The organism is Streptomyces sp. 3N207 (assembly GCF_052246355.1).
In the GTDB taxonomy this organism is placed as follows: Bacteria; Actinomycetota; Actinomycetes; order Streptomycetales; family Streptomycetaceae; genus Streptomyces.
Genome location: NZ_JBQQBV010000044.1, coordinates 1 through 21,729, shown reverse-complemented (window position 1 = coordinate 21,729; position 21,729 = coordinate 1). Strand labels below are relative to the sequence as shown.

13 protein-coding genes are annotated in these 21,729 nt (G+C 69.1%); 9 read left to right on the top strand and 4 right to left on the bottom strand.

Annotation, left to right across the window (positions count from 1 at the left end; all coding sequences use genetic code 11):
- Position 1: 1 nt before the first annotated feature.
- From ACTWP9_RS35900 to ACTWP9_RS35880, 5 genes are read left to right on the top strand one after another with little or no spacing between them, the layout of a single operon-like run.
- Complete coding sequence (locus tag ACTWP9_RS35900; RefSeq protein WP_443250523.1) at positions 2-1,531, top strand: SCO6880 family protein; 1,530 nt, start codon at positions 2-4, stop codon at positions 1,529-1,531.
- Positions 1,531-3,087: a type VI secretion protein gene (locus ACTWP9_RS35895; RefSeq protein WP_443250522.1), complete on the top strand. Its 1,557-nt coding sequence runs from the start codon at positions 1,531-1,533 to the stop codon at positions 3,085-3,087. The genes ACTWP9_RS35900 and ACTWP9_RS35895 overlap by 1 nt, the downstream gene beginning before the upstream one ends.
- Positions 3,087-4,823 (top strand): type IV secretory system conjugative DNA transfer family protein, encoded by a 1,737-nt coding sequence (locus ACTWP9_RS35890; RefSeq protein ID WP_443250521.1) that lies wholly within the window; start codon positions 3,087-3,089, stop codon positions 4,821-4,823. The genes ACTWP9_RS35895 and ACTWP9_RS35890 overlap by 1 nt, the downstream gene beginning before the upstream one ends.
- Positions 4,816-5,379, top strand: a complete 564-nt coding sequence (locus tag ACTWP9_RS35885) for a hypothetical protein (protein ID WP_443250520.1) — start codon at positions 4,816-4,818, stop codon at positions 5,377-5,379. Before ACTWP9_RS35890 ends, ACTWP9_RS35885 begins: the two co-directional genes overlap by 8 nt.
- A gap of 49 nt (positions 5,380-5,428) precedes the next feature.
- On the top strand, positions 5,429-10,234 hold the full coding sequence (locus ACTWP9_RS35880; RefSeq protein WP_443250519.1) for a hypothetical protein: 4,806 nt from the start codon (positions 5,429-5,431) through the stop codon (positions 10,232-10,234).
- A 196-nt stretch (positions 10,235-10,430) separates the two neighbouring features.
- Here the strand turns inward: ACTWP9_RS35880 and ACTWP9_RS35875 are convergent, their stop codons facing one another.
- Both ACTWP9_RS35875 and ACTWP9_RS35870 read right to left on the bottom strand, forming a co-directional pair.
- Positions 10,431-11,783, bottom strand: coding sequence for a hypothetical protein (locus ACTWP9_RS35875; protein ID WP_443250518.1), 1,353 nt, complete (start codon positions 11,781-11,783; stop codon positions 10,431-10,433).
- Positions 11,784-12,398: 615 nt separating this feature from the next.
- Positions 12,399-12,821 carry a hypothetical protein gene (locus ACTWP9_RS35870; protein ID WP_443250517.1) on the bottom strand — a complete coding sequence of 141 codons (423 nt, stop codon included), beginning with the start codon at positions 12,819-12,821 and terminating at the stop codon, positions 12,399-12,401.
- A 529-nt stretch (positions 12,822-13,350) separates the two neighbouring features.
- Between ACTWP9_RS35870 and ACTWP9_RS35865 the strand changes: the two genes are divergently transcribed.
- Positions 13,351-13,794, top strand: coding sequence for an NUDIX domain-containing protein (locus tag ACTWP9_RS35865; RefSeq protein WP_443250516.1), 444 nt, complete (start codon positions 13,351-13,353; stop codon positions 13,792-13,794).
- A gap of 208 nt (positions 13,795-14,002) precedes the next feature.
- Here ACTWP9_RS35865 and ACTWP9_RS35860 read toward each other — a convergent pair whose 3' ends face one another.
- On the bottom strand, positions 14,003-14,662 hold the full coding sequence (locus tag ACTWP9_RS35860; RefSeq protein ID WP_443250515.1) for a hypothetical protein: 660 nt from the start codon (positions 14,660-14,662) through the stop codon (positions 14,003-14,005).
- An 81-nt stretch (positions 14,663-14,743) separates the two neighbouring features.
- Between ACTWP9_RS35860 and ACTWP9_RS35855 the strand changes: the two genes are divergently transcribed.
- The 3 genes from ACTWP9_RS35855 to ACTWP9_RS35845 are packed head-to-tail and all read left to right on the top strand — an operon-like array spanning position 14,744 to position 16,472.
- Entirely contained in the window at positions 14,744-14,956 is a 213-nt protein-coding gene (locus ACTWP9_RS35855; RefSeq protein WP_443250514.1) for a type II toxin-antitoxin system CcdA family antitoxin, read from the top strand.
- Positions 14,953-15,273, top strand: a complete 321-nt coding sequence (locus tag ACTWP9_RS35850; RefSeq protein ID WP_443250513.1) for a type II toxin-antitoxin system PemK/MazF family toxin — start codon at positions 14,953-14,955, stop codon at positions 15,271-15,273. Before ACTWP9_RS35855 ends, ACTWP9_RS35850 begins: the two co-directional genes overlap by 4 nt.
- A gap of 32 nt (positions 15,274-15,305) precedes the next feature.
- Positions 15,306-16,472, top strand: coding sequence for a DUF5710 domain-containing protein (locus ACTWP9_RS35845; RefSeq protein WP_443250512.1), 1,167 nt, complete (start codon positions 15,306-15,308; stop codon positions 16,470-16,472).
- Between the two features lie 27 nt (positions 16,473-16,499).
- Here the strand turns inward: ACTWP9_RS35845 and mobF are convergent, their stop codons facing one another.
- Complete coding sequence (gene mobF / locus ACTWP9_RS35840; RefSeq protein WP_443250511.1) at positions 16,500-21,563, bottom strand: MobF family relaxase; 5,064 nt, start codon at positions 21,561-21,563, stop codon at positions 16,500-16,502.
- Positions 21,564-21,729: the final 166 nt, after the last annotated feature.

The following is a 21,729-nucleotide window of genomic DNA, read 5'->3' as shown; positions in this document are numbered from 1 at the left end:
CGTGACGACCACCGAGCCTGCCACCTACGGCGGTTGGCAGTCGGAACGCAGCGGGTTCATCGGCAATCTCAGCGGCCCCGGATTCACGCTGGTCGCCGCGGCGTCCGTGATCGCCCTGATCCCGCTCTACAGCCGCTCCTTCTCCAGCGCATTCTTCGCCCTTCCGGTGGCGGCCGTGCTCCTGCTGCTCGCGTACGGACGCGTGCTGGGGCTGACGGCCGACCAGTGGATCGTCCTCGCAGTAAGGCACCAGATCGCCGTGGCCACCAACAGAAACCTGTTCTTCTCCGGCATCTTCGCCCCCCGTACCAAGGACGGGGACCAGCCCATGGATCTGCCGGGCACCCTGGCCCGGCTGCATCTGCTGGAGGCCCCCGACGGCCTCGGCGGGCAACTGGGCATCATGCACAACCCCGTCGACAACACCTACACCGCCGTCTGCCGCCTGACCCACCCCGGGCTGGCGCTCGTCGACACCGAGCGGCAGAACACCAGGGTCGGCGCCTGGGCCGCAGTACTGCGCAGCCACTGCAAGGAGGACGGCGTCATCACCCGGATCGGCGTCCACCAGCGCTCCCTCCCGGACGACGGCGCCGCGCTGCGCTCCTGGACGGAGCGGCACATCTCCGAGGACGCCCCGGCCCCCGCGGTGGAGGCCCTGGACCAGTTGATGGCGGGCGCCGGGCCGGCGGCCACCATCCGGGAGACCTATCTGGCCGTGACCCTCTCCGCGTTCCGCGCCCGGCTGGCGATCAAGGGCGCGGGCGGCGGACAGCGCGGCGCCGCCGCCGTGCTGGTGCGCGAACTCAACGCCATGCAACCCGCGCTGAGCAGCGCGGGGCTCCAGGTCAAGGAGTGGCTCACCCCGCGCGGGGTGGCGCAGACGATCCGTACCGCCTACGACCCGGAAGCGCACGTGATGCTCGCCGAGCGCAACGAGGCGGCGTCCACCGTTCCCGGGTGGGAGGGCACCCCCCGCGGCGTCGACCCGGAGGTGGCCGGCCCGGCGGCGGCCGAGACCCAGTGGGGCGTCTACCGGCACGACGGCGCATGGACCGTCAGCTACCAGGTGCGCGGCTTCCCGCAGAGCGAGGTGTATGCCACCTTCCTCCAGCCGCTGCTGCGGCCCCGGGCGAACGCCCGCCGCTCGCTGTCGCTCGTCTACGAGCCGATCGGCCCGGCCAAGGCGCGTAAAGAGCTGGCCAGGGAGAAGACCAAGCGGGACGCGGCGCGCGGGCTGAGGGCCAAGACCGGCCGATCGGAGAGCGAGGACGAGCGGCGCGAGGCGATGACCGCGCGCGCCCAGGACATGGCCCGCGCGGCGGGCCACGGCGTGGTGCGGCTCACCGCGCTGGTCGCGGTCACCGTCGTCGACGCGGACGAGCTGGAGATTGCCTGCGCCGATCTCCAGGCGGACGCCTCGGCCGCCGGGCTGGAGCTGCGGCGGGTGTGGGGCGCGCAGGACGACGCGTTCATCGCCTCCGCGCTGCCGCTCGCCCAGGGGCTGCCGGAGAGGCGGGTGGGCATCTGATGGGCCTCTTCCGCCGCCGCGATCTGAAGGGCGACTCGCTGCTCAAGGCCGAGGCCGTCGCGGACCTGTTCGCCCCCGGCGGGCAGACCGAAGCGCCGGCCCGGACCCCGCAGCTCAGCGCCCGCGAACAGCGCCGCACCCAGCTGCTGGAGGACCCGGAAGCCGCGATGCGGGTCGCCCCGCGCAAAGGCTGGAGCCAGCCCCTCGCCGGGCGGGCCGCCTCGATCAACAAAGCGGAGGTCTTCCGCTCGGACACCTCGCGGGCCAGCGGCATCTATCCCTTCCTGCACGGGGCTTCGCTGCCCTCGATCGGGGTCTACGTCGGCTGGAACACCCTCACCCAGCAGGCGTTCAGCGCCCACCCGACCGCCTGGGTCAGCGAGGGGCTGTGCACCAACCCCAACGTGATGATCACGGGCATCCCCGGCTCCGGGAAGAGCGCGCACATCAAAGCGCTGGCCTTCCGCATGATGGCGCTCGGGCACCGCACGCTGATCGCGGGTGACGTCAAGGGCGAGTACGCGTCGCTGTGCCGGCACTTGGGAGTCGAGCCCGTCCGGCTGGGCCCCGGCATGCCCGGCCGGCTCAACCCGCTGGATGCGGGCCCGCTCGGCTACGAGCTGGAGAAGACCGCCAGCCGGGAGGAGTTCAAGGCCCACCTCCAGGAGATCCACCGCCGCCGCCTGACGCTGCTGAAGGCGCTGCTGGAACTCCAGCTCCGGCGGAACCTGGCTCCGCAGGAAGAAGAGTGCCTGGATGTCGCCGTACGGGAAGTGACCGGCGAGTTGTACGGCGGGGACCACCTGCGGATACCGACCCTTCCGCTGGTCTACGAAAAGCTGAAGGACCCCACCACCCAGATGGCCGGCGAGATGCGGGTCCGCGGCAACGACGTGCAGCTCGCCCGCGAACAGATGGCCTCGCTGCGCGCCGCCCTCGGCGGCATGATCACCGGCCATCTGGCAGGGCTGTTCGACAAGGAGACCTCGATCGGCCTGGACTGGGACGCCCCCATTCAGTCGGTCGACGTCTCCGCCCTGGAGTCGTACGGGGACGACACCATCGCCATGGTGCTCACCTGTGTCTCCTCCTGGGCGCAGAGCGCCATCGACCGCCCCGGCAACCGCCCTTGGCTGGTCGTCCGCGACGAGCTGTGGCGTCAGCTGCGCAGCGGCGGCTCGGCCATGGTTCGCAAGATCGACGCGGACCTGCGGCTGAGCCGGGCGACCGGCACCATCCAGGTCCTGGCCACCCACCGGCTCTCCGACTTCGAGGCGGTCGGCTCGGCCGGCTCCGAGGCGGTGGCCATCGCCAAGGACCTGATCGCCAGCTGCGAGACCCGCATCCAGCTCGCCCAGGACACAGCCCCCCTGAAACTCACCCGTGAAGCCATCGGCCTCACCGACGCCGAGTGCGACCTGATCGCCTCCTGGGGCGCGGGGCAGCGCGGCCGGGCCCTGTGGAAAGTGGGCCGCGGCAGCGGGCATGCGGTGCAGCTGATGCTCTCCCAGATCGAGCAGCAGCTCTTCGAGACCGACGAACGGATGGTGATGTGATGTCCCAGCGATCGGGCACAGGAGACCTGTCCGACGGCACCGTCCTGGCCGTCTACGCGGCGGGCCTGCTGGCCATGGTGGGCGTATCGGTCCTGCTGGCCGCCCCGTTGGCCGCGACGCTGGTCGGACTGGGATGGGCCGGCCGCACCTCGGGGGTCGTCCCCACGGTGCTGAGCGCCCTGGTCCAAGGCCCCGGGTCCGCCTTCAGCCCCGCCCCGCCGGCCTGGCTCTTCTATCTGCTCTTCGTGCTGCTGATGGCGGGGCTGATGCTGCTGGTGATCAAGCTGGTCTCCATGGTGAGCTTCAACCACACCGGCGGCGCCCAGTGGGGTGGCGGCAAGACCGAGAAGGAGCTGACCGCGCCGGAGAACCCGGTCAAGCGGTCCGGGCGGATCACCGCGGGCCGCGGCAAGGGCACCAACAAGCTGGTCGCCACCGAGCCGAACATCTCCGCCACCGTCTTCGGTGTCCCCGGCAGCAGCAAGACGACCGGACTGGTACTGCCCAACGCGGCGGAGTGGCAGGGCCCGTTGGTCGTCACCACCACCAAGGCCGCCGACCTGGACGTCATCTACGCCCGCCGCCGCGCGCTGGGCCCGGTCTGGGTCATCGCGCCCGCCGGCATCCCCGGCCGCGAGACCAACCACTGGTCCCCCATCGACTACTGCACCGACGCCAAGTCCGCCGAGCGGATGGCCGCCTGGATGGCCGAAGCCTCCTCCTCCGGCGACGACAAACGCGCAGCCCCCTGGGTCGACCAGGCCCGCAACGTCCTCAAGGGCGTGCTGCTGGCCTCCCACCTCAACGGCGGCGGAGTCAACGACATGCGCCGCTGGCTGTCGCTGGGCAAGGACGCCGTCGATCACGTACGCGCCGTGCTGCTGGCCCACGACTTCCAGGAGACGGCCGACGACTACGCCTCCCCCTGGCTGCGACTGCACGAGGACGGCATCGGCTCCATCCAGTTCACCCTCAACGTCCTGGCCCGGGTCTACGCGGATGAGGAAGTACGCGAGACCAGCTCCAAGACCGACTTCACCGTCGAGGAACTGCTGGACCAAAACGGCACCGTGTGCCTGATCGCCTCCGAGGCCGACGCCGAGCGCTTCGCCCCGCTGCTGACCTCGCTGGTCGCCTCGATCATCCACGGCGCCGAGGCCCGCTACAACTCCACCGGCATCGCCCTCGACCCGGCCCTGGGCGTGATGGTCGACGAGGCCGGCAACATGCTGCGCTACCCGCGGCTGCCCAACATCCTCACCACCGGCCGCGGTATGGGCATCAGCCTGCTGACCGTCTGGCACGACCTGTCCCAGCTGCGCGAGAGCCTCGGCCAGCAGAAGGCCAACACCGTGCTGTCCGCCTCCGGAATGCGCATGCTGCTGCCCGGCTGCGGTGACCTGGAGACCCTGCGCTACTTCAACGGCCTGTACGGACGCACCGAAGTCCGCCGCGAATCCACCACCCGCGGGCGCGGCGGCGACCACTCGACGCAGGTGTCCATCGCCGAGGTCGACCTGGCCCCGGTCCATGAGCTCCAGCAGCTGCCCAAGTTCACCGCGATCGCGCAGTACACCAACCTGCCGCCGGTCAAGGTGAAAATGCGGCTGACCTTCCGCGACAAGGACCTGAAGAAACTGCTGGCCGCTCCCGAGAAGGCCGGGATATCACTGGAGAAGAACACCGAGAACAACCCGCCGGCCGGCACGACCCCTCTGGAGGCCGCTGATGTCTGAGTACGCGACGGAAGGTCTGGGCGAGAGCCTGGGCAGCAGCTTCGGCGACAGCCTGGAGGACCCGTCTTCCCTGTGGCCCGACCTCCCCGATCTGGACGACGACGAAGAGGAGGCCGCCGCCTCCTACGGCTGGGTCTGGACGGCCATGACACCGGCCGAACGACGCACCAAAATGCGGGAGCTGGCCGAATGGGTCGAGTGGGTGCGCCGCACCTTCGAACTGCACAACAACATCCCCCAGTGCTGGTACCGCCACCCCCCGGCCCGCGAACACCTCACCGCCCTCTACGCCGCCTGGGTCCGCTCCTACTGCCAGCCCACCCCGGGCCGCGACCTCGCCGAAGCCGAATGGATCTCCACCCTCCACGGCTTCCTCCCCCATATCCAGGTCGCCAGCTGCGCCAACGGCACCCACCACGACCCCCCGCCGCGCCCGGCCCCCCGCCCCGAAGCCGAAGAAGCCTTCGAGGACTACCTGACCACCTCCGACTTCGGCACCGCCGACGGCACCCACCCTGCCGAGGCTGAGGCGCTGCGGCAGGCGGCGGGGTTCTGAACGGGGCTCTGTGAGCTCCCTTTTGGCACGTATTTCGAGGAGTTTCTAAATGACAGAGCAGGCTGTGGCAGCCGTGCAGGCAGACATTATCCAGATATTGAATGAGGTCTGTGACCAATTCGAGAAGCCCGCCATGCGGGGACGCGTGCGGAAGCTGCTGCACGATCCGCTCTCGGACCTGGAAAAGACATGGCGCAGTACACGGGAGCTTGGTGAGCCCGCTAAGTCTCCCCCTGGTGACGAGCGACCCGACAATGAGGCTCTCACCGATGCCCTGGGAAAAGTCGTAAAGCACGTCAACGACCTACGCGAAAATCCGCAGCTCGCCCCCCTGCTCCCCAATCCGTTGTGGAAGGAGTGGAAGCAGGCCCGCTCGGCGTATTTCAAATGGGAGTTCGCACTCCGCGAGCTGGCCGATACCCCGAAAATGGAGGGCAAGCAAAAAGAGGACTGGCAGAAGCTGCTTTCCTACACCGCGAGGGAACGCGACGCCACCTTTGCCCGTCTCTCCCGCGCAACGTTCGACGAACTGACGAAAAAGGAAGAACACAAACAGGCCGTCGAGCCACTCGCCGAGGCGCTGAAGGAGGTGAGTCACGCCGCGGGGTACAGCCTGACGGGGCAGGAACCATCACGGAGCCGACGGCAGTTCCAGAGCCACCCAGCACGACAGCAGAAGAAACCACCACAGAGCAAACTGGCGAATCAGCAAGCGGTGGACAGGTGGGAGTCCCAGGAGGTGGCGGCCAAGGCCCATAACAGCCTCGAAGGCGAATTGCGTCGGCGCAGAAACAAGTGGGACCGCCTCTATTCAGACCTGGCGACGGCATGCACCATCGCGAAAGTAGTCGACGAAGGCGAGTTGTTCGAAACCAATGAGCGGCCGGCAAGGGCCGAATTGGACGCCGCCCTGGGGGACGTCCTCGAAAAGCACGCCGACGTTCTGCAAGGAAATAAGCTGCTTGAAAAGCTCGAGCACACCCACAAGCTGAAGGAGCAGTTGCAGACCACCGTCCAGTCGGTCCTGAAGGACGCCTGGGAAGACCACATCCAGGGTGAACCCGCATGGCAGGAGTGGTGGGCCTACGTCGAGAAGGAAACCAGCGCAGCTGTCGGCCGTTACGCCCACGAACTCACCCGTCAACTGAGCAAGGAACGCGACCGTCTATTGCAGGAGGAGGGGCGCGAGGACGAGCAGGCCGACAAGGCTGCCAACGCGCTGGAGAAGCTCAGCCACATCGCAGCGGGGTACAGCCTGCGCTCCACGGAGGATCTGCCCATTCCCACCGCGGATGCGCTGACAATTGAGACAGCGCCGCACAAGCGCTACCCCGGATACGGGCCGCACGGAGGGGCGATACGGGAACCGGCAGACGGGGCCCTCATCCAGCAGGCGATCAACGAGGGCGACCTACGCGTCGTCGACGCACTCTCGCAATGGCAAACGACCGGCATGCAGGTGCAGTTCAGGAAAGACCTGCCGGATCAGCTCTCAGCGTTCTGGGCCGAGTGGGAGAACCGCCCTGCCGACCTGATGCAAGGACTCGGCGAGGCACAGGACTTGCTCTCTTCTGCCCTCGAGCAGAACCGTCCCACGGATCTCGCGGAATGGGCCGGCCAGGCCAGGAGGGGCGCGCTCTGGTACTTCAACATGGCGGACCGTGCCTACAGACTCGCGGAGGAGGCCGACAAACTCGCGAAGAAGCCCCGCGAGATCGAGCAGGGCTTTCCCGACCCCTACTCGCCCGAGAACATCCAATCGCTCATCGATTTCGGCAGCTCCCTCAACGAACACGCCTCGCGCCTGGCTCGCACCCTGCCCCCCGGAAACAATCCGGATGCCCAGCCCTTCGCTACGCCACTCGATGCGCGGTTGGCCCGCGAGGAGCTGAGAGGGCTGCTCGACGAATGGGCGGGCTTCGAATTGCAGGACAACAAATGGGTCCAGGTGACAGTTCCCCACCGGAGCGCGGCGGCGGACGAGCTGGTCAATGCCAGGAGGGCGCAGATGCCGTTCTCTCTCGGGGAGAAAAAGGCCGAGACTGCGGCACCCAGAGAGTATGGGCGGTTGCCGGCCTCCGGGGAGAACAAGGCCGACTTCGAGACACGCGGAAGCGATACGGTCGAATATGACGGGCGGGATGACGGATCCCAGCACGACAGGTGGGGGGCGTACGACTATGACCAGAACGGCGCCAGCTACGACGTAATCAGGATCGCCATGGCCGCGCAGGCGGTACTGGACGAGAACCACAGCACGGATAAGGAAAGGGATCTGCTCCGCCGAGCGGTGGACCTCGCGACCGATAACGCCTCGCGGCTGCACCAGGCACCCGTTTCCTCATCCATCGTCCCGGAAAAAACAAAAGTCCGCCAGGTTGCCGCGAACGCCGCCGCGTTGGCTCCGCAATCCCCGAAGCCTTCTGAGATCGCGGAAACAGCGCCGGAAGAGCGCTACCCCGGATACGGGCCGCACGAGGGGGCGATACGGGAACCGGCAGACGGGGCCCTCATCCAGCAGGAGATCAACGAGGGCGCCGAACGCGTCGTCAAGGCATTCGAGCCATGGCAACAGAACGTGGCCGCGCAGTTCCACACAGACCTTGCACGGCGGTTCTCTCTGGAACTGCCGGAGCAGTACCGCAAAGAACTTGGACTTGCGCCGAGTCTCGAATACCTTGAGGATCAGCTCTCGGCGTTCTTGGATGAGTGGGAGAACCGCCCTGTCGACCTGATGCAAGGGTTCGACGAAGCGCAATTCGGGCTTTACTCCGCCCTCGTGCAGAATCGCCCTGAGGATCTCTCGAAATGGGTCAACCGGGCCAATCAGGGTGCACTCTGGTACTTCGATATGGCGAACCGCGCCTACAGACTTGTGGAGGGAGCCCACAAGCTCGCGGAGAAGCCCCGTTATATCGACGAGGGCTCTCCCGACCCGTACTCACCCGAGAACATTGAATTGCTCCACGAGCTCGGCAAAGCCCTCGAGGAACACGGATCACGCCTTTCGCGCACTCTTCCGCCCGGAAACAAGCCGGACGCAGAACCCTACGCAACGGAGGGCGACGCACTGCTGGCCCATCACGAATTGGTCGGGCTGCTCTTCGCATGGCAGAAAGACAGCTCGATGGGCCAGCAGATGATGTCGCTCCAGGACAAGCCGGAGCCGGTGGCCGAACTGATCAATGCCATAAATGCGCAGATGCAGTTCTCCATCGATAAAAATATCGCCAGCGGGTCGAACGAATTTGACCAGTACAGCGAATTCGACCAGTACGGGGCCAGTTACGCAGCGCTCAGGGTCGCGAAGGCCGCACGGGAAGTGCTGGACTGGAAATCGGCAGGCGAGGCACTTCCTGGAGCGCTGCCCTATTCCTCGGAAGCGGTAAGGGCCCTGGCCACAGCCCACTTCCCGGAAGAAGAAAAGGCCATGCTCCGCCAAGCCGTGGCCCTCGGGACCGAAAGTGCCACGCGGCTGAACATGGCGCCCATTTCGCTGTCCGTCCTCCCGCGTGAACCGAGCCTCTACGATCCTGCACGGGTCCCGCAACCGCCGAAGACCAAGGGCGAGAAGGTGCGCGCAAACCGAGCGGAGCAGCGTACACAACGCGAGGCAGATCGTGCACAGCAGCAGGCGCAAAGGAATCTGGATAAGTGGTCTGGGACAGAGCGCCAAGGCAAGGCACCAGGACAGTCATGGCGCCCGCCAGGTCCTGTGACAGTTCGGCAGGCAGCACCGCGGCAGCAAGGGCCACGGGGCGAGCAGCTGCCGCCGGGGCGGAAGCAAGCTCAAAGGCAGCAGCCACCGCGCCTCATTCATGGTTACGGACCGTACAGAGGGGGGGCCAGGAACAAAGCCGAGTGGAGGGAAACCCTGGCAGGGGTCGAGAAGGCATCCCTGGCCATCGACGACCTAATCGGTCAGTGGGGCGTCACCGATAAGCGCCAGGAACTCGAGCAGGCCAAGAACGAGGACCTCAAGAAACTCAAAGCTGCGTGCGACAACCGCCCTTCCGCCGACAGGCGGCTAGGACTCCGAGAGGCGGCAGAGCGGTACGGCCAGATCGCGCTCCGGGCCAACAATCTCGCAGATCAGCTCCGCCATGACGCTATCGCCTCTCGCAGGACTATCCCTATCTCGCAGAAGGACATCGACAGCGTCAAAAATCTCTACGCTCTGGCCGATGCCAGCTTCAATCACGCGGTGCTTCTGGCCCGCACTGAGCACGCGGTGCGTCTGGCCCGCACCGTGCCGGAAGAAAAATTTCTGAACGCACGTGCCTACGAAACAGTAAGGGGGAGGAAGGCTGGCGAGACGGAGATGGATAAACGGTGGGCCGCCTTCAAACACACCGACTGGGGCGAGTGGTTGCTCAACCCCAGCCAGGGGGCCAGCCATCGGGATCCCCTCGTGCAGCGACTCGTTGACGCCTGGGACCGGCGGTCTCCGGTCCCTCACGACGACTGGACGGCGGCCGACAGAATGATCGATGTCGGCAAGGCGGCGAATTCGGTGCTGGAGAAGTATTCCTCGCCCGAATTCGAAGCCCAGTATCCCAACATCAGGGAGTGCAATGAAAAGCTCCGGTCGTTGGCGAAGGGTGCGCCGCAGTTCGCCGTTCGACTGGCCCAGGGGGACAGCTTTCCGAAGTCGCTCATACCGGAAGACCCGGTGGCGAGCCGGGCGAAGAAGTGGGGGCAGAGCCAGTCGCAAAGCCAAAGCTCCGCACAGCACACTCCAGGGGCGCGGCAGCGACAGGCACCCGCCGCGCCAGCCCCGGCGCACGGTCCGGGACCGGGGCCTGCGCCGGGGCCGGCTCAGCAGGGGCGCCCGAGGTTCGCGGCCAGGCGCTGATCCGGCCCGTGCTCGATGTCGCCGGCGCAAAGGCCGCACAGCCGATATTGCCCAGCAGGGGGACCACAGCCTAAAGACGCGGCGGCTTCCGGGATGCCCCCAGTACTAAGCGGGAGTTGATACCAGCCTTTTCACAAGGCCCTGAGCGTGACGCAACCGTGCCGGATGCAGCCCCCGCCCGCATCCGGCACGTGACTCAGCTCCTGGTGCCGGCCGTGGTCCGCTGCTTCGGCTGCTTCGGCTGCGTCATCTGCTGTGGGGCTTGTGCGGGCTTCAGTCCGTACCCGATGCCAGTACGCGCCAGGCTCGCCTTGTGCTCCTGCGCCTTCTTCTCCTGGAGCTTGAGCTTTCCCGGAGAGAGCTTCGCGCGACGCTGGAAATCGGCCAGGACGGTCTGCACAGATTCACCGTGGAATTTCACGTAGTCCTGTGCGCCGGCCTGCAGCTTTTGAAGCTTCTTTGTCTGTGCTTCGTAATCCCTCATCTCTTCCGCAGTCTTGCCGGGGCCCCGCTGAAGATGATCATTGAGTTCTTGCCGGAGAAACTCGCGCTCCTGGACCGCCTTGCCGACGCTGCGCAGACGGACCATCAGCATGGCTTCCAGATCCTCGGAAGGGGTGAGTTTCAGCGAGCTGTCGGGGCGGACCCGGCCGTCCACGTGCCAAGGCGAGCCCGAATTCTCAGACTGGCTGTTGGGATCGAAGGCGGACAAGTCGAAGCCCTTGGACCAACTGAAGCGCACGGACCGGGGGTGGATGTCGATGGACGCACCGACCACCCCGCCCCAGGACTCTGCTGCTTTGTCCGAGCTGGCCCGGAGGACGTCTGCGGTGACTTGCCGGATCTCGTCGTGGCGGGCCCGGTCCTTGGTCGAGGCGGCGAGCCGGGCGAGCCTCGCAAGCGACCGTAGCGACATCTCGTCGCTCAGTTTCGCCTTGCACGCGGTCTCGATCCGCCGATCCGCCCGCTCACCGGGCTGCAGCGGCGCGGAGCTGACCCAGCCGCGCTCGTCCGCCTCGAAAACATGCATCTCGGCACCGAGCGCTACGGCGCGGCTGGCGCCCTCCGCCAGCTTGTGCCCCGTGGTGAGGGTCGCCATCTCCGAGAAGCGGGGGTCGATCTTGGCTGCGAGGTTGTTGAGGGCACACAGGGGGTCCTGCGTCGCCGCGGCTGCGAAATGGAGGCGGAAGCCGGCCTCGGCCTCGGCGAAGCCCTTCATGTCCTCGGCCAGTGCCTTCGGATCACGGCCGTCCGTGAGCAGGATGGTGTTACTCCCGGAAGCGATGGCCTGCTTGGCAGCCTCCAAGTGCTGGGCCGGTTCCAGCGGCTTGTCACCGAGGGTGACGAAGTTGCCCTCACCGAGCTGCTCCTCCGCCAAACGGCGGATCGTATCAGCACCGCTTCCCTTGGCACCGGCGGCGACGACCAGAACCGGCCGGGGATCCTCCTTGGTCGGCGCGATCTGGAACGGCGGATAAGACGGCTGCTCCGGCCCCGAAAGCGCGCTGTCAACAGCGGCCCCCGCGGCCTCCAGGGGGTCCTCGGCCACGTCCCCGCTGCGGGGCGTGGGAGGCCCGGCACCGGCCCCATCCGCGGTACTTGCGTCGTACTTCCGGAGTGTCTCGTCGTGCATCCGGAGTGTCTCGTCGATCTCGTCGATGACAGCTTGCGCGTCGCCCCGGGACTTGGCTACGTTCCTTTCCGCTTCGTTCCGGAGGGCCGTGTCCGCCTCACCTTCCGGGGCAGTGTCCGCTGAGGCTGCCGCGCTGTCGCCCGAGGGCCCGTCCAGGTCATCGTCCCAGGCGTATACCCGCGACCAGTCATCGTCGTCGGGGACGGCCCGGCCCACCGCCGACTCGGGCCCGCCCCTCTCCCCTGCGTTGCGGACCGCGGCCAAGTCGCTGTCCAGGGTGGTGTCCGCGGAGGCCACAGTGCTGACGCCCACGGGCCCGTCCGCCTCACCGTCCCCGTCCCCGTCCCCGGCCTCGCCCTCGGCCTCCATCGCCCCAGCAATATCCGCGGCGACGCCCTCCGGGTCCTCCGCCCACGCGGGCCCGCCCCTCTCCGCTGCGTTCCGGTCCGCTGCAATCCGGCGGGCCGCGGCCAATTCGCTTTCCGGGGTGTCGGAGGGCCCGCTGTTACGGAATCCATCGGCTGCCATTGTTTATCGCTCCCCGTCTTCCCGCTGCTGCTCGCTGTCGCCAACCGGTTCCGCCTCTTCCCGGGCCAACTCGTCCAGCCGGGCCGCATACCCCTCGAAGGTGGCGATCAACTTGGCCAGTTCGGGGTCGGCCGGGTCGAGGGGGAGGTAGCGGTCCTGGCGGGCGATCCACCAGCGGCCCCCCGAGGTGATCGCCGCGCCGTCCGGCGTGAGGGAACGGGCCCTCCCGGCGGCCAGAGCCTCGTGCAGCGGGCGCACGGTCGCATAGTCGTCGACGACCTGCGAGCAGTAGGCACGCGCCGCCTCGACGGCGTCGTGGTTGTCCGGGTGGATCGCCGTACGCCACCCAGTAATCCGGCGGCTGACCGCCAACCATCGCTCCCGTTCCGCTTCGCCCGCACCGAGCGGGGAATCCGCGAACTCCATACGGTCGGCACAAACCTTCTGCGCACGGTCCATCAACGCCCAAAGGGCATCGAATGGACCAATGGACAGGACATCCCAGCCGCCCGGCCGGGACCCCTCACTTCTCACATTTCGTACGGCGACCACGCCAACTCCTCGCACACCAAGCCGAAATTTCCCAGCGAGAGCCACAGTAGCGACCCAGGAGTTACTGACGCCTCGAAAGCAGCGCTCAGCAGCCGGAATTGGTATCAGCTCTGTCACAACGCTCCGGTAAGGGAGTTGTCCTTCCGTGATCGGCCACATTGAGGTATCCGGCGAGCACTTGGAGTGCAGGGCCCAGCCCCCTGCAGGGCGATGACGATCTGGTTGTGGGCCGCAGAGCCGGGGGGAGGCGTCCGGCCACCGACTGGGGCTGTCCCGGTGAAAAGGGCCTCGATTCCGACGCACGCACCCCCACCCGCGGCCCCGGGAGCAAAGGCAGGAATGACCGGACCCGGAATCCACCTCGCCGCATGCGTGATCCGGCCGCGCCTTTCCCGAACTCCTGGTGTTCGACCACATCGCCCTGCCGCAGGCCGGCACCCGGATCCCCGCGGGAGTAGCCGCACCAGGCGAAGAACTCCAAGAAGCCGTCCTCCGCGAAGACGCCGAGGAGACCGGACTGTTGACAGCCGCCGTGGTCTATCAGAACGCCGTCGAGGACAAGCCCCACCCCCGAGACGGGACACCCCCACCGCACAGCTTCCCTCCCCTCCCCCCCAGGCCCCTGCGGACACCCTCAATACATGGCAGCACCAGATCCACCACGACGGAGACGGCACCGACCTCACCTTCACCTGCCGCTTCCTCCCCCTCCCCCGCAACACTCCTGTTCGACACCCAGGACACCTGGCCCGACCGCACCGCCGTACGCGACCCCAAGAACCCTGAGCACAGGAGCCTCCCCGGAACACCGCCGCCGAGTGGGACCCCTTCCGGACCGCCGTCATAAACGGCGCACTGTGCCTCGAAGGCGGCAACGCTGACGACGGCCTCTCTCCCCGACCGGGCGAATTCCGGGAGCGTTCCAACGCCACTGGTCGGAGCCAGGTCCAGTAGCGCCCAACTCCACGGAAGCCACCGGCCCCGACACCAACGACCGACCCGACCACCCGCAGACCGCCGCCGCCTTTCGACCTACGCACGCCGCCGCCTCCAGGTCACATCCCCCGCCGCGGCCCCCGCGAGGAACCATCACGCTGCGGCGGCACCACCGGCGGAACCGGCGGCGGCTGGGGCCGCCCGGACTGTTGGGCCCGGGCCGCATGTTCGGAGACCCGGCGGGCATCAGGGAGGGTGGCGCGGGTACCCACTTCACGGCGCAGCTCGATGGCCCTGTCGCGCAGTTGCTCGGCGCGTTCGCGCATCTGCCGGGCCTCGGCGGTGGCGGCCTGGGCGTCCTCCTCGGCGGACGTACGCGCGCGGGCCAGGACGGTCTCCGTATCGCCGCCGGACTCCTGCCAGCGGGCCAGCACCTCATCGTGGCGAGCCGAATCCCCGGCGGTGACCGCAGCCTGGTCCCGGAGCCGTTCGGCTGCCATCAGCTCCTCGGCGAGATGGGCGGCCTGCTCCTCAAGGTGGTGCAACTGCTCCTGCACAGCCCGCCGCTGGGCACCCCGCGCCCAGCGTCCACCGGCCCCCAACTGCGCGGCCGAATCACGCTGCTCGACGGCATTCTGCGCGACCTGACGACGCACGGCCTCGGCCTGCTGCCGAGCGGAGCGCCACTGGCGGATGACCTCGACCCGCGCCGCCTGGGCACCGACCCGCTGCTCGATCCAGCCCGCCGGGAACCGCTTCCGCCCGCAGCCGCTGGACACGGAAAGCTTTATCCGGAGTCCACAGAGCCTTCGGCGGACTGCTCGTGCATCACGGTGTCACACCTGAGTATGCTCGGACGTATGAGCACACGTACGCGCACCACGGTCAGCCTGCCGGCCGATCTCGTCGCCCACGCCCGCGCCGCCTCCGGTGGCAATCTGTCGGCCTACATCGAGCACGCGCTCAGGGCCCAGCAACTGCGCGATGCGGCCCCCGCCGTACGGGCCTGGCGCGAACGGGCCACACTCGACACCGAAGAACTCGCCGACATCTTCGGCGAAGACGTCGCGTGACGCCGCTCGCCCGCGGACAGGTCTGGCGCGTCCAGCTCGCCGCCAAGAGCCGGGCCGTGGTCATCGTCGAATCGGACGCCGCCCTCGAAGCGCTGCCCGGCACCGCCGTGTGCATGATGATCGACGAGACCCAGGGCGCCCCGGACACCGTCGTCACCATCCCGCTGGCCCGCCCGGTGCACGGCGCAGCCGTCGCCGTCGACCTGACCGCGCTGACCGACAAGCGGCTGAAGGCCGGCGAGTTCCTCGGCACCGTCGACGCGGAGGCCATGGACCGGATCTCCGCCGCCCTGCGCGTCACCCTGGACCTCACCTGACAGACAGGCCCCGGCGGCGAGGAGTGAGGGAAATGGCCCGCGTCTGGCTGGACGTGCCCTTCGCGGAGAAGGACGAGGCCAAGGCACAGGGGGCCCGCTGGGACCCGGCCGCCAGACGCTGGTTCGCCCCCAGGCCGGGGATGCCGGGCCTGGAACGGTGGGCGGCGCTGCCGGACATACCCGCCCTCCTCCCCGGCGAGGACCGGACGTTCGAGTCCGGGCTGTTCGTGGACCTCGTACCGCGTTCGTGCTGGTTCACCAACGTCCGCTCGTGCGTGGCGCCCCGCGACTGGGAACGGCTGCGGCGCATGATCAACGGGCGGGCAGGCCGGCGGTGCGAGGCGTGCGGGCAGGGCGAGGACCGTACGGCACGGCGGTGGCTGGAGGCGCACGAGCGCTGGGAGTACGACGAGGCGCGGGGGGTGCAGCGGCTGCGGCGGCTGGTGTGCCTGTGCACCGGCTGCCACACCGTCACCCACTTCGGACTGGCCGAGATCAACGGCAAGCGGAGCGCTGCCCTGGCCCATCTGCGGTCCGTGACCGGGATGCCGGCGGCCGAAGCCGAAAGCCATGTGCGGGCCGCGTTCGCGCTCTGGCGGGAGCGCTCGGCCCGCGAGTGGACCCTGGATCTGAGCATGCTCACCGGCGCAGGCATCACAGTGGTACCGCCGCCCTCGGCCCCCGAACGGGAGCGGGCGGCGCAGCAGACCGTACGCCAGGAGCGGGCTACCGGGGCACCTGCTGCTCCCCCTGTCACCGCCCGGCCCACAGCCCCCTCACCGGCGGCGCCGAAGACGCCCCCGGTGGGCGCGGTGAGCGAGGAGGAGCTCGCCCGCGCACTGGACACCGTCTTCAGCCGGCCGGCCCCCGGAGGCGGACCGCAGTGGATCACCGTGCCCCGGTGGCCGTGGTTCTGCCACATGTGTGACACCGGCATGAGGCCGCCCGACATCGCCGTGGCATCGGTGACGAGGACGTCCTCAGGCCACTGGCGGATCGTGTGCCGACCCTGCGAATGGGCCCACCTGGTGGACGACTTCGCCCTGGCCGCACCGGTCCACCGAGCAGTGCTGGCGGCGGCGGCCGAAGCCCTGGGCACCCCGCAGAGCGCGGCCACCTGGGACCCGCGCGAACGGCGCTTCCGCACCGTCACCGGTCAGCTCACCGACGGGCGCGGGGAGTGCGGGACACTCCCCTGACCCCTGCCGGGGCCGCCGGATCAGGAGTCACGTCGCACGGCGCGGCCCGTCGCGGCGAGGGGAGTCCGGCCGCTGCTGAGGTACCGCCGACGGAGCAGGGCGCTGCTGCGGCGGACGCTGCTGCTGCGCCCGGGCGGCCTGTTCGGCCGCGCGCCTGTCGTCGGGAAGAGTGGCGCGCACGCTCCCTTCGCGGCGGAGCGCGGCAGCCGCCTCACGGAGCTGACGGGAGCGCTCGCGCATGCGCCGGGCCTCGGCGGTGGCGGCCTGTGTGTCCTCTGAGGCAGTGGTCCGCGCCCGGGTGAGGGCCGCGTCGAAGTCGCCCCCGGCCTCCTGCCAGTCGGCCAGCAACTGCTCGTGCCGGGCGGGGACCCCGGCGGTGACGGCGGCCTGGTCGCGGTGCTGTTCGGCCTGCGCAAGCTCCTCGGCGAGCCGCGTGGCCTGCTCCTCCGAACGGCGCAGCTCCTCCTCCAGAGCACGCCGCTGCGCACCGCGCACCGCGGGCACGCCCATACGGTGAGTGGCCGCCAGCCGCGCAGCCGACTCCCGGCGGTGAGCGGCGTTCTCCTCGGCCTGCCTGCGCACGGTCTCGGCCTGCTGCCGGGCGGTACGCCACTGATGGACGGCCTCGACCCGCGCCGCCTGAGCGGTGATCCGCTGCTCGATCCGGCCCCCGGGAACCGCTTCGGCCCTCAGCCGCTGGGCACGCCCCTCCTGCTCATCAGCACTGCTCTCGGCAGCCCTCGCCGCCTCCAGCGCCCGGCGGTGCGCTTCCCGCAACTGCGCGTCGCTGAGCCGCCCATGGGGCCTCTCCTGCCAGGCCGGGACCTCCTTGGCCGTGGCGGCGGCCGACTCCTCGTCCGGGGTGCCCCGCAAGATCCGGCGGGCCAGTTCCCGCCGGGCATCCGATCCCCGCCGCGCACTCTCACGGTCCTCCAGCGCACCGGGAGCAAGCTCGCTGAGGGTCTCACGGGCCTCGGCGATCAGCTGCTCCTGGGCGGTGGCCTCCTCCTGCGCCGCGGCAGCCTGCCCGGCCAGTTCCCGGGCACGCTCCGCACGTTCAGGCGTGCCCGCGTTCCGCAGAGCCTGGGCGCGGTTGGTGGCGTCCTGGGCGGCCTGCCGGGCCGCATCTCGGGCGGCTTCCGCACGCTGCAGAACGGCCAGGGCCTCTTCCACCCGCTGGACGCGATCCGCGCTGCTGCGCCCGCGCCAGTCCGTCCGGCGCAGCGCCTCGCCTTCCATCTCACCCAGCCGTGGCCCCGGAACCGCGGTGCCCGAACCGGCCCGCCAGGCGGCGATCGCGGCACCGGCCGCGTCGTAGTCGGCAGCAGCAACCGGGTCGGCCGGGCGCTCCCCCAACGCGACGCTCTCGTGGCCGAACTCCCACAGCCTGCGGTACGTGAACGCCGTCCATGCAGCCCGGTCCCACAGCTTGCGTGCCGCCTCGTCCGCGCCCGGACGGGGACCGAGCGCGTCGAGCCATGCGGGGGCCTCGGCGGCCAGTTCCTCAGCTGTCCGGGCTGCGTCGTCGAGAGGCTGCGCGGCGCGCCACACGCCGCGCAGAACCGCATCCATGCCCTCGGCGGAGGGCGCCGGCCCGGTGGGGGCGGGTCCGTCATGGCCCGCCAGATCGCGGTAGACGGCTGCTGCGGTGAGCCGCTCCTGCCAGGCCGTCGCGTCCTGCGCATCGGCGGGCCGGGGACCGTAGGCGGCAGCCCAGCCCTGGCCCGCCTCGGCGTCGAGTTGGGCGGCCTCGGCCAGCTGTGCGGCGCGCTCCCGCGCGGCGGCAGCCAGGTCCCGGGCCGCCTGGACAGTCTGCGGATCATCGCCCGGCTCGGCGTCCGGCAGCAGCAGCCCGAGCGCTGTCAGCGGGTCGCCGCTCGGTGCCGGGACAGAGGTGAGCAGCTGGGGTGCCGTGGCCGGACGGGGCGCGTCCTGCGCACGCTGGAAGGCGTCGGGGGAACCCTCGTCCGGGTCGAGTGCACGGGCGTTGCGCGCATGCACGATGGCCGCGACATCCCGCACCGGATTGCCGTCGCCGTCGAGGAAATCCCGCTGGTGCCAGGTCGTCTCCAGCAGCCGGTCGGTGTCGATTCCGTCATCGGCCAGCTGCTCCAACTGAGCACGCAGCGCGGGCCAGGCAGGTGCCGATGTCAGCTGCTGCGCCGCGTTCTGACCCAGCAGAGCGGCGACAGCATGGCGGGCCCGGTCATCGGCGATCTGGTCGAGAACGAAAGCCAGCCGGGCCGTGTGAGTGCGCACCGAGCGGGCGGCTTCCTCACTGCGGCGCGCAGTCATGGTGGCCGACTGCTGGGTGCCGTCACGGCGCAGCACAGCCTGCCAGACCTGGCGGTCGGTCAGCCGCTCACCGGGCTCGCCGGTCTCCGGGTCACTCGGCTTGACGGTGACCAGATAGGCGTAGTTGGCCAGGCGGCCCCGGGTCAGTGCCGGGTAGGCACCGTTGCGGTCCATGGAGCTGTCGAACAAGGCATGACCGGTATCGACAGTCAGGCCCTGGGCGCGGTCCTTGGTGACTGCGTAACCGAGCTCCACCGCCTCGGAGACATATGCGGCGGGCAGCGTGATGCGGCGCCCGGTGCGGTCGTGCACGGCCGTCATACCGCCGTCTTCCTCGACGGCTTCCACCGTCCAGGTGTCCCCGTTGCGCACCCACTGACGGCCGTCATGAGTGCGCAGTCGCCGGTCGTTCGCGCGTGTGACAACCCGGTCTCCGGCCCCCGCCCGGTTACCGTCCCCCAGCTCGGTCTCGACGCTGGTGTCGACCTCACCGCGGGCCGCCAGGTCGCTGCGTGCGCGCTCGTTCAACTGCGCAACGAGCGCGTTACTGGAGGCGATCATCACCGAGTTGAGGCCGTCGGCAGTGTCCCGCTGCCAGGCGGTGTAGACGGCGTCGAGCATGGCGTCGGCACTGCCATGCTGGATTCGGCCGCGCTGCGCATACGCGTCGAAGGAGGCGTCCGCATCACCGCGGGAGACCGCCGACGCAGCCTCGACTTCCCAGCGGCGGATGGTCTTGTCGGCGTCCCGGAACCGGCGCACCTCGGACAGGTACTGCGCACCCGCGTCGGCCTCGATCAGGGCGAGAGCACCTCCCACACCCGGGGAGCCCAGCTGGCGAGGATCACCGACCAGCAGCAGCCTTCCGCCGACGGCATCGACCTGCTCCGCCAGCGCGCGCAGATCCGGTGTGGATGCCTGTCCCGCCTCGTCGACGATGACGATCTGCCCGGGGCGCAGAGACCACTGAGAGCCGCCGTTCCGCTCGCTCATGTAGCGCCAGCGGGCAATGTTCTCCGCGCGGATTCCGGCTTCCTCGGCGAGGTTGTCGGCCTGCACCTGACCGCCCGCCAGGCCCAGCACAGGGAGTCCGTGTGCGTCCGCGGCCTCCCGCACCAGCCGCATGATGGTGGTCTTGCCCGTACCCGCAGGACCGATGACAGCGCCCACCCGCGTGTCCGAACCCAGCAGGTTCCGCACCACCTGACGCTGCTCCGTGCTGGGGGTGAAACCGCGCTCCTCGTCCCCCGCAGCAATAGCTGCATCGACCTGCTCGGTGCTCAGAACCCGCACCGAAGTCGGCCGGGTCGCAGCCTCCACCAGCTCCCGTTCGGCAGCCAGAATCCCGTGCGAAGTGAACACCTGGCCGGTGGCGACCGACTCGAAAACAGAAGCTCCGTCGGCCCGACGGAAGCGCTCCGGAAGCGCCACCGCGTCCGGCGCATCCAGCCGCTCACACAACTCCGGATCGAGCAGCGCGTCCGTGGCCCGCTCCACCGTTTCCGTGAACGCAGCGTCGTCCAGCCGCACATGCCAGCCCGTCTCCACGAGCTGCCTGTAGACCTCGGACGCCGCATTGGAGCGGGTCCACTGCGCACGCTGGCCCTCCAGAATGCGCAGTGCCCGCACAGGTATCTCGGCCAGCGGTACGTCTGCCTTCGCGGTGGCTTCCGCATGCTTCCGAGAAGCCTCAACTGCGTGCGTCAGCAGAGCCTCAGGGTGCGCAATACCCATCTCCCGGGCCTGCTCGATCCACCTGTCGCGCTCCTCCTCGACGGTGGTCTGCCGCTTGTCCGGACGGGCTGTCAGAGCGGCGGCCTGAGCGAGCTTGTACTCCTCCACACGCGACGGCTCACGACCTTCCCGGACCCGGAAATCACGGGTCATGGAAGCCAGTGCACCCTCGGTGGTACGACGGCGCTGCGAGAAGCCCCGGACACCTTCCTCGCTCACCCCGAGGAACTCCCGCACCGGTCGGCGGGCGGGGCGCAGAGAGTTCTGCCGAGCTCGCGCAAGAACCCCGAACTCCGCCGCCATCTTCCGCTCCAACTCGGCGGTGTACTGCTCCGAGAACTCCACCAGACGGGCGTGCAACGGCCGCGCGTCGAGCGCCAGCCAGCGCCCGTCCTCGGTCCGTACCTTCGAGCTGATCTCCAGATGCCGATGGAAATCCGGGTCGCCGGCACGGGAACTGCGGTGGGAGAAAGCCGCGGCGATGAACCCCCGCCCGGGCACCTGAACCTGTGCCGCCGCAGTCGGGCCCACCCGCGTCCAGCACGCCTCCTTCTCGATGCGCGCAAAGACCTTCTCGAACGCCGCGCGCTCCACTGCCTCCAGCCGCGCGCGCTGCTCATCGTCGGACGTGGCCCACAGCACGGAGAAGCTTTTGACGGGCGAGAACACCATCTCCCAGCCCGCCCGGGCCGTGCGGTTCCCCTCCTTGTCGGCCTTGGCCTGCAACTGCTGGCGGCGTGCTTCGGACGCCTCCGGCTCCGCCGCCAGGTACTTCGCGAACAGCTCGTCGGCGGGCGTATAGCGAGGCCACGCGCGGCCCATTCGCTGACCGCTGACAGGGTCCACGGCGTCCTTGAAGACCGCGTCGGCAGCCTCCTGAGTGACCGTCCCCGACAGTCCGAGCGCCGCCGCCTCGAACCCCATCCACTCCCCCGGAGTGTCCCCGCCCTCGGCCCAGTGCGCGGTCACTCCCCGCTGGCCGACCTCAACGTCATCACCGCAGACGGTACGCATGAGGTAGTCGATGCCGGAGCCTGCTGAGATGGGGTGCAGCGTGATCACCGGCGACCCCCGGACCGCGCCAAGTGCCCACCGGGCCGCGGTATCGAAGGGTCATCCGAGCGTTGCATGACAGCAGTTCACCCGATGGAGGGACCTCAACGCAAGCGAATAGCAAGAGGTGTGACTGAATTGCTTTTAACCGGCCCTTGGCCGGACGGTCAACAAG

Excerpts from the sequence above, each read along its gene's own strand:
- ACTWP9_RS35870 (WP_443250517.1), bottom strand. The coding sequence starts at position 12,821 with ATGGAGTTCGCGGATTCCCCGCTCGGTGCGGGCGAAGCGGAACGGGAG.
- ACTWP9_RS35845 (WP_443250512.1), top strand. The coding sequence starts at position 15,306 with ATGGCCCGCGTCTGGCTGGACGTGCCCTTCGCGGAGAAGGACGAGGCC.
- ACTWP9_RS35895 (WP_443250522.1), top strand. The coding sequence starts at position 1,531 with ATGGGCCTCTTCCGCCGCCGCGATCTGAAGGGCGACTCGCTGCTCAAG.
- ACTWP9_RS35855 (WP_443250514.1), top strand. The coding sequence starts at position 14,744 with ATGAGCACACGTACGCGCACCACGGTCAGCCTGCCGGCCGATCTCGTC.
- ACTWP9_RS35890 (WP_443250521.1), top strand. The coding sequence starts at position 3,087 with ATGTCCCAGCGATCGGGCACAGGAGACCTGTCCGACGGCACCGTCCTG.
- ACTWP9_RS35885 (WP_443250520.1), top strand. The coding sequence starts at position 4,816 with ATGTCTGAGTACGCGACGGAAGGTCTGGGCGAGAGCCTGGGCAGCAGC.
- ACTWP9_RS35880 (WP_443250519.1), top strand. The coding sequence starts at position 5,429 with ATGACAGAGCAGGCTGTGGCAGCCGTGCAGGCAGACATTATCCAGATA.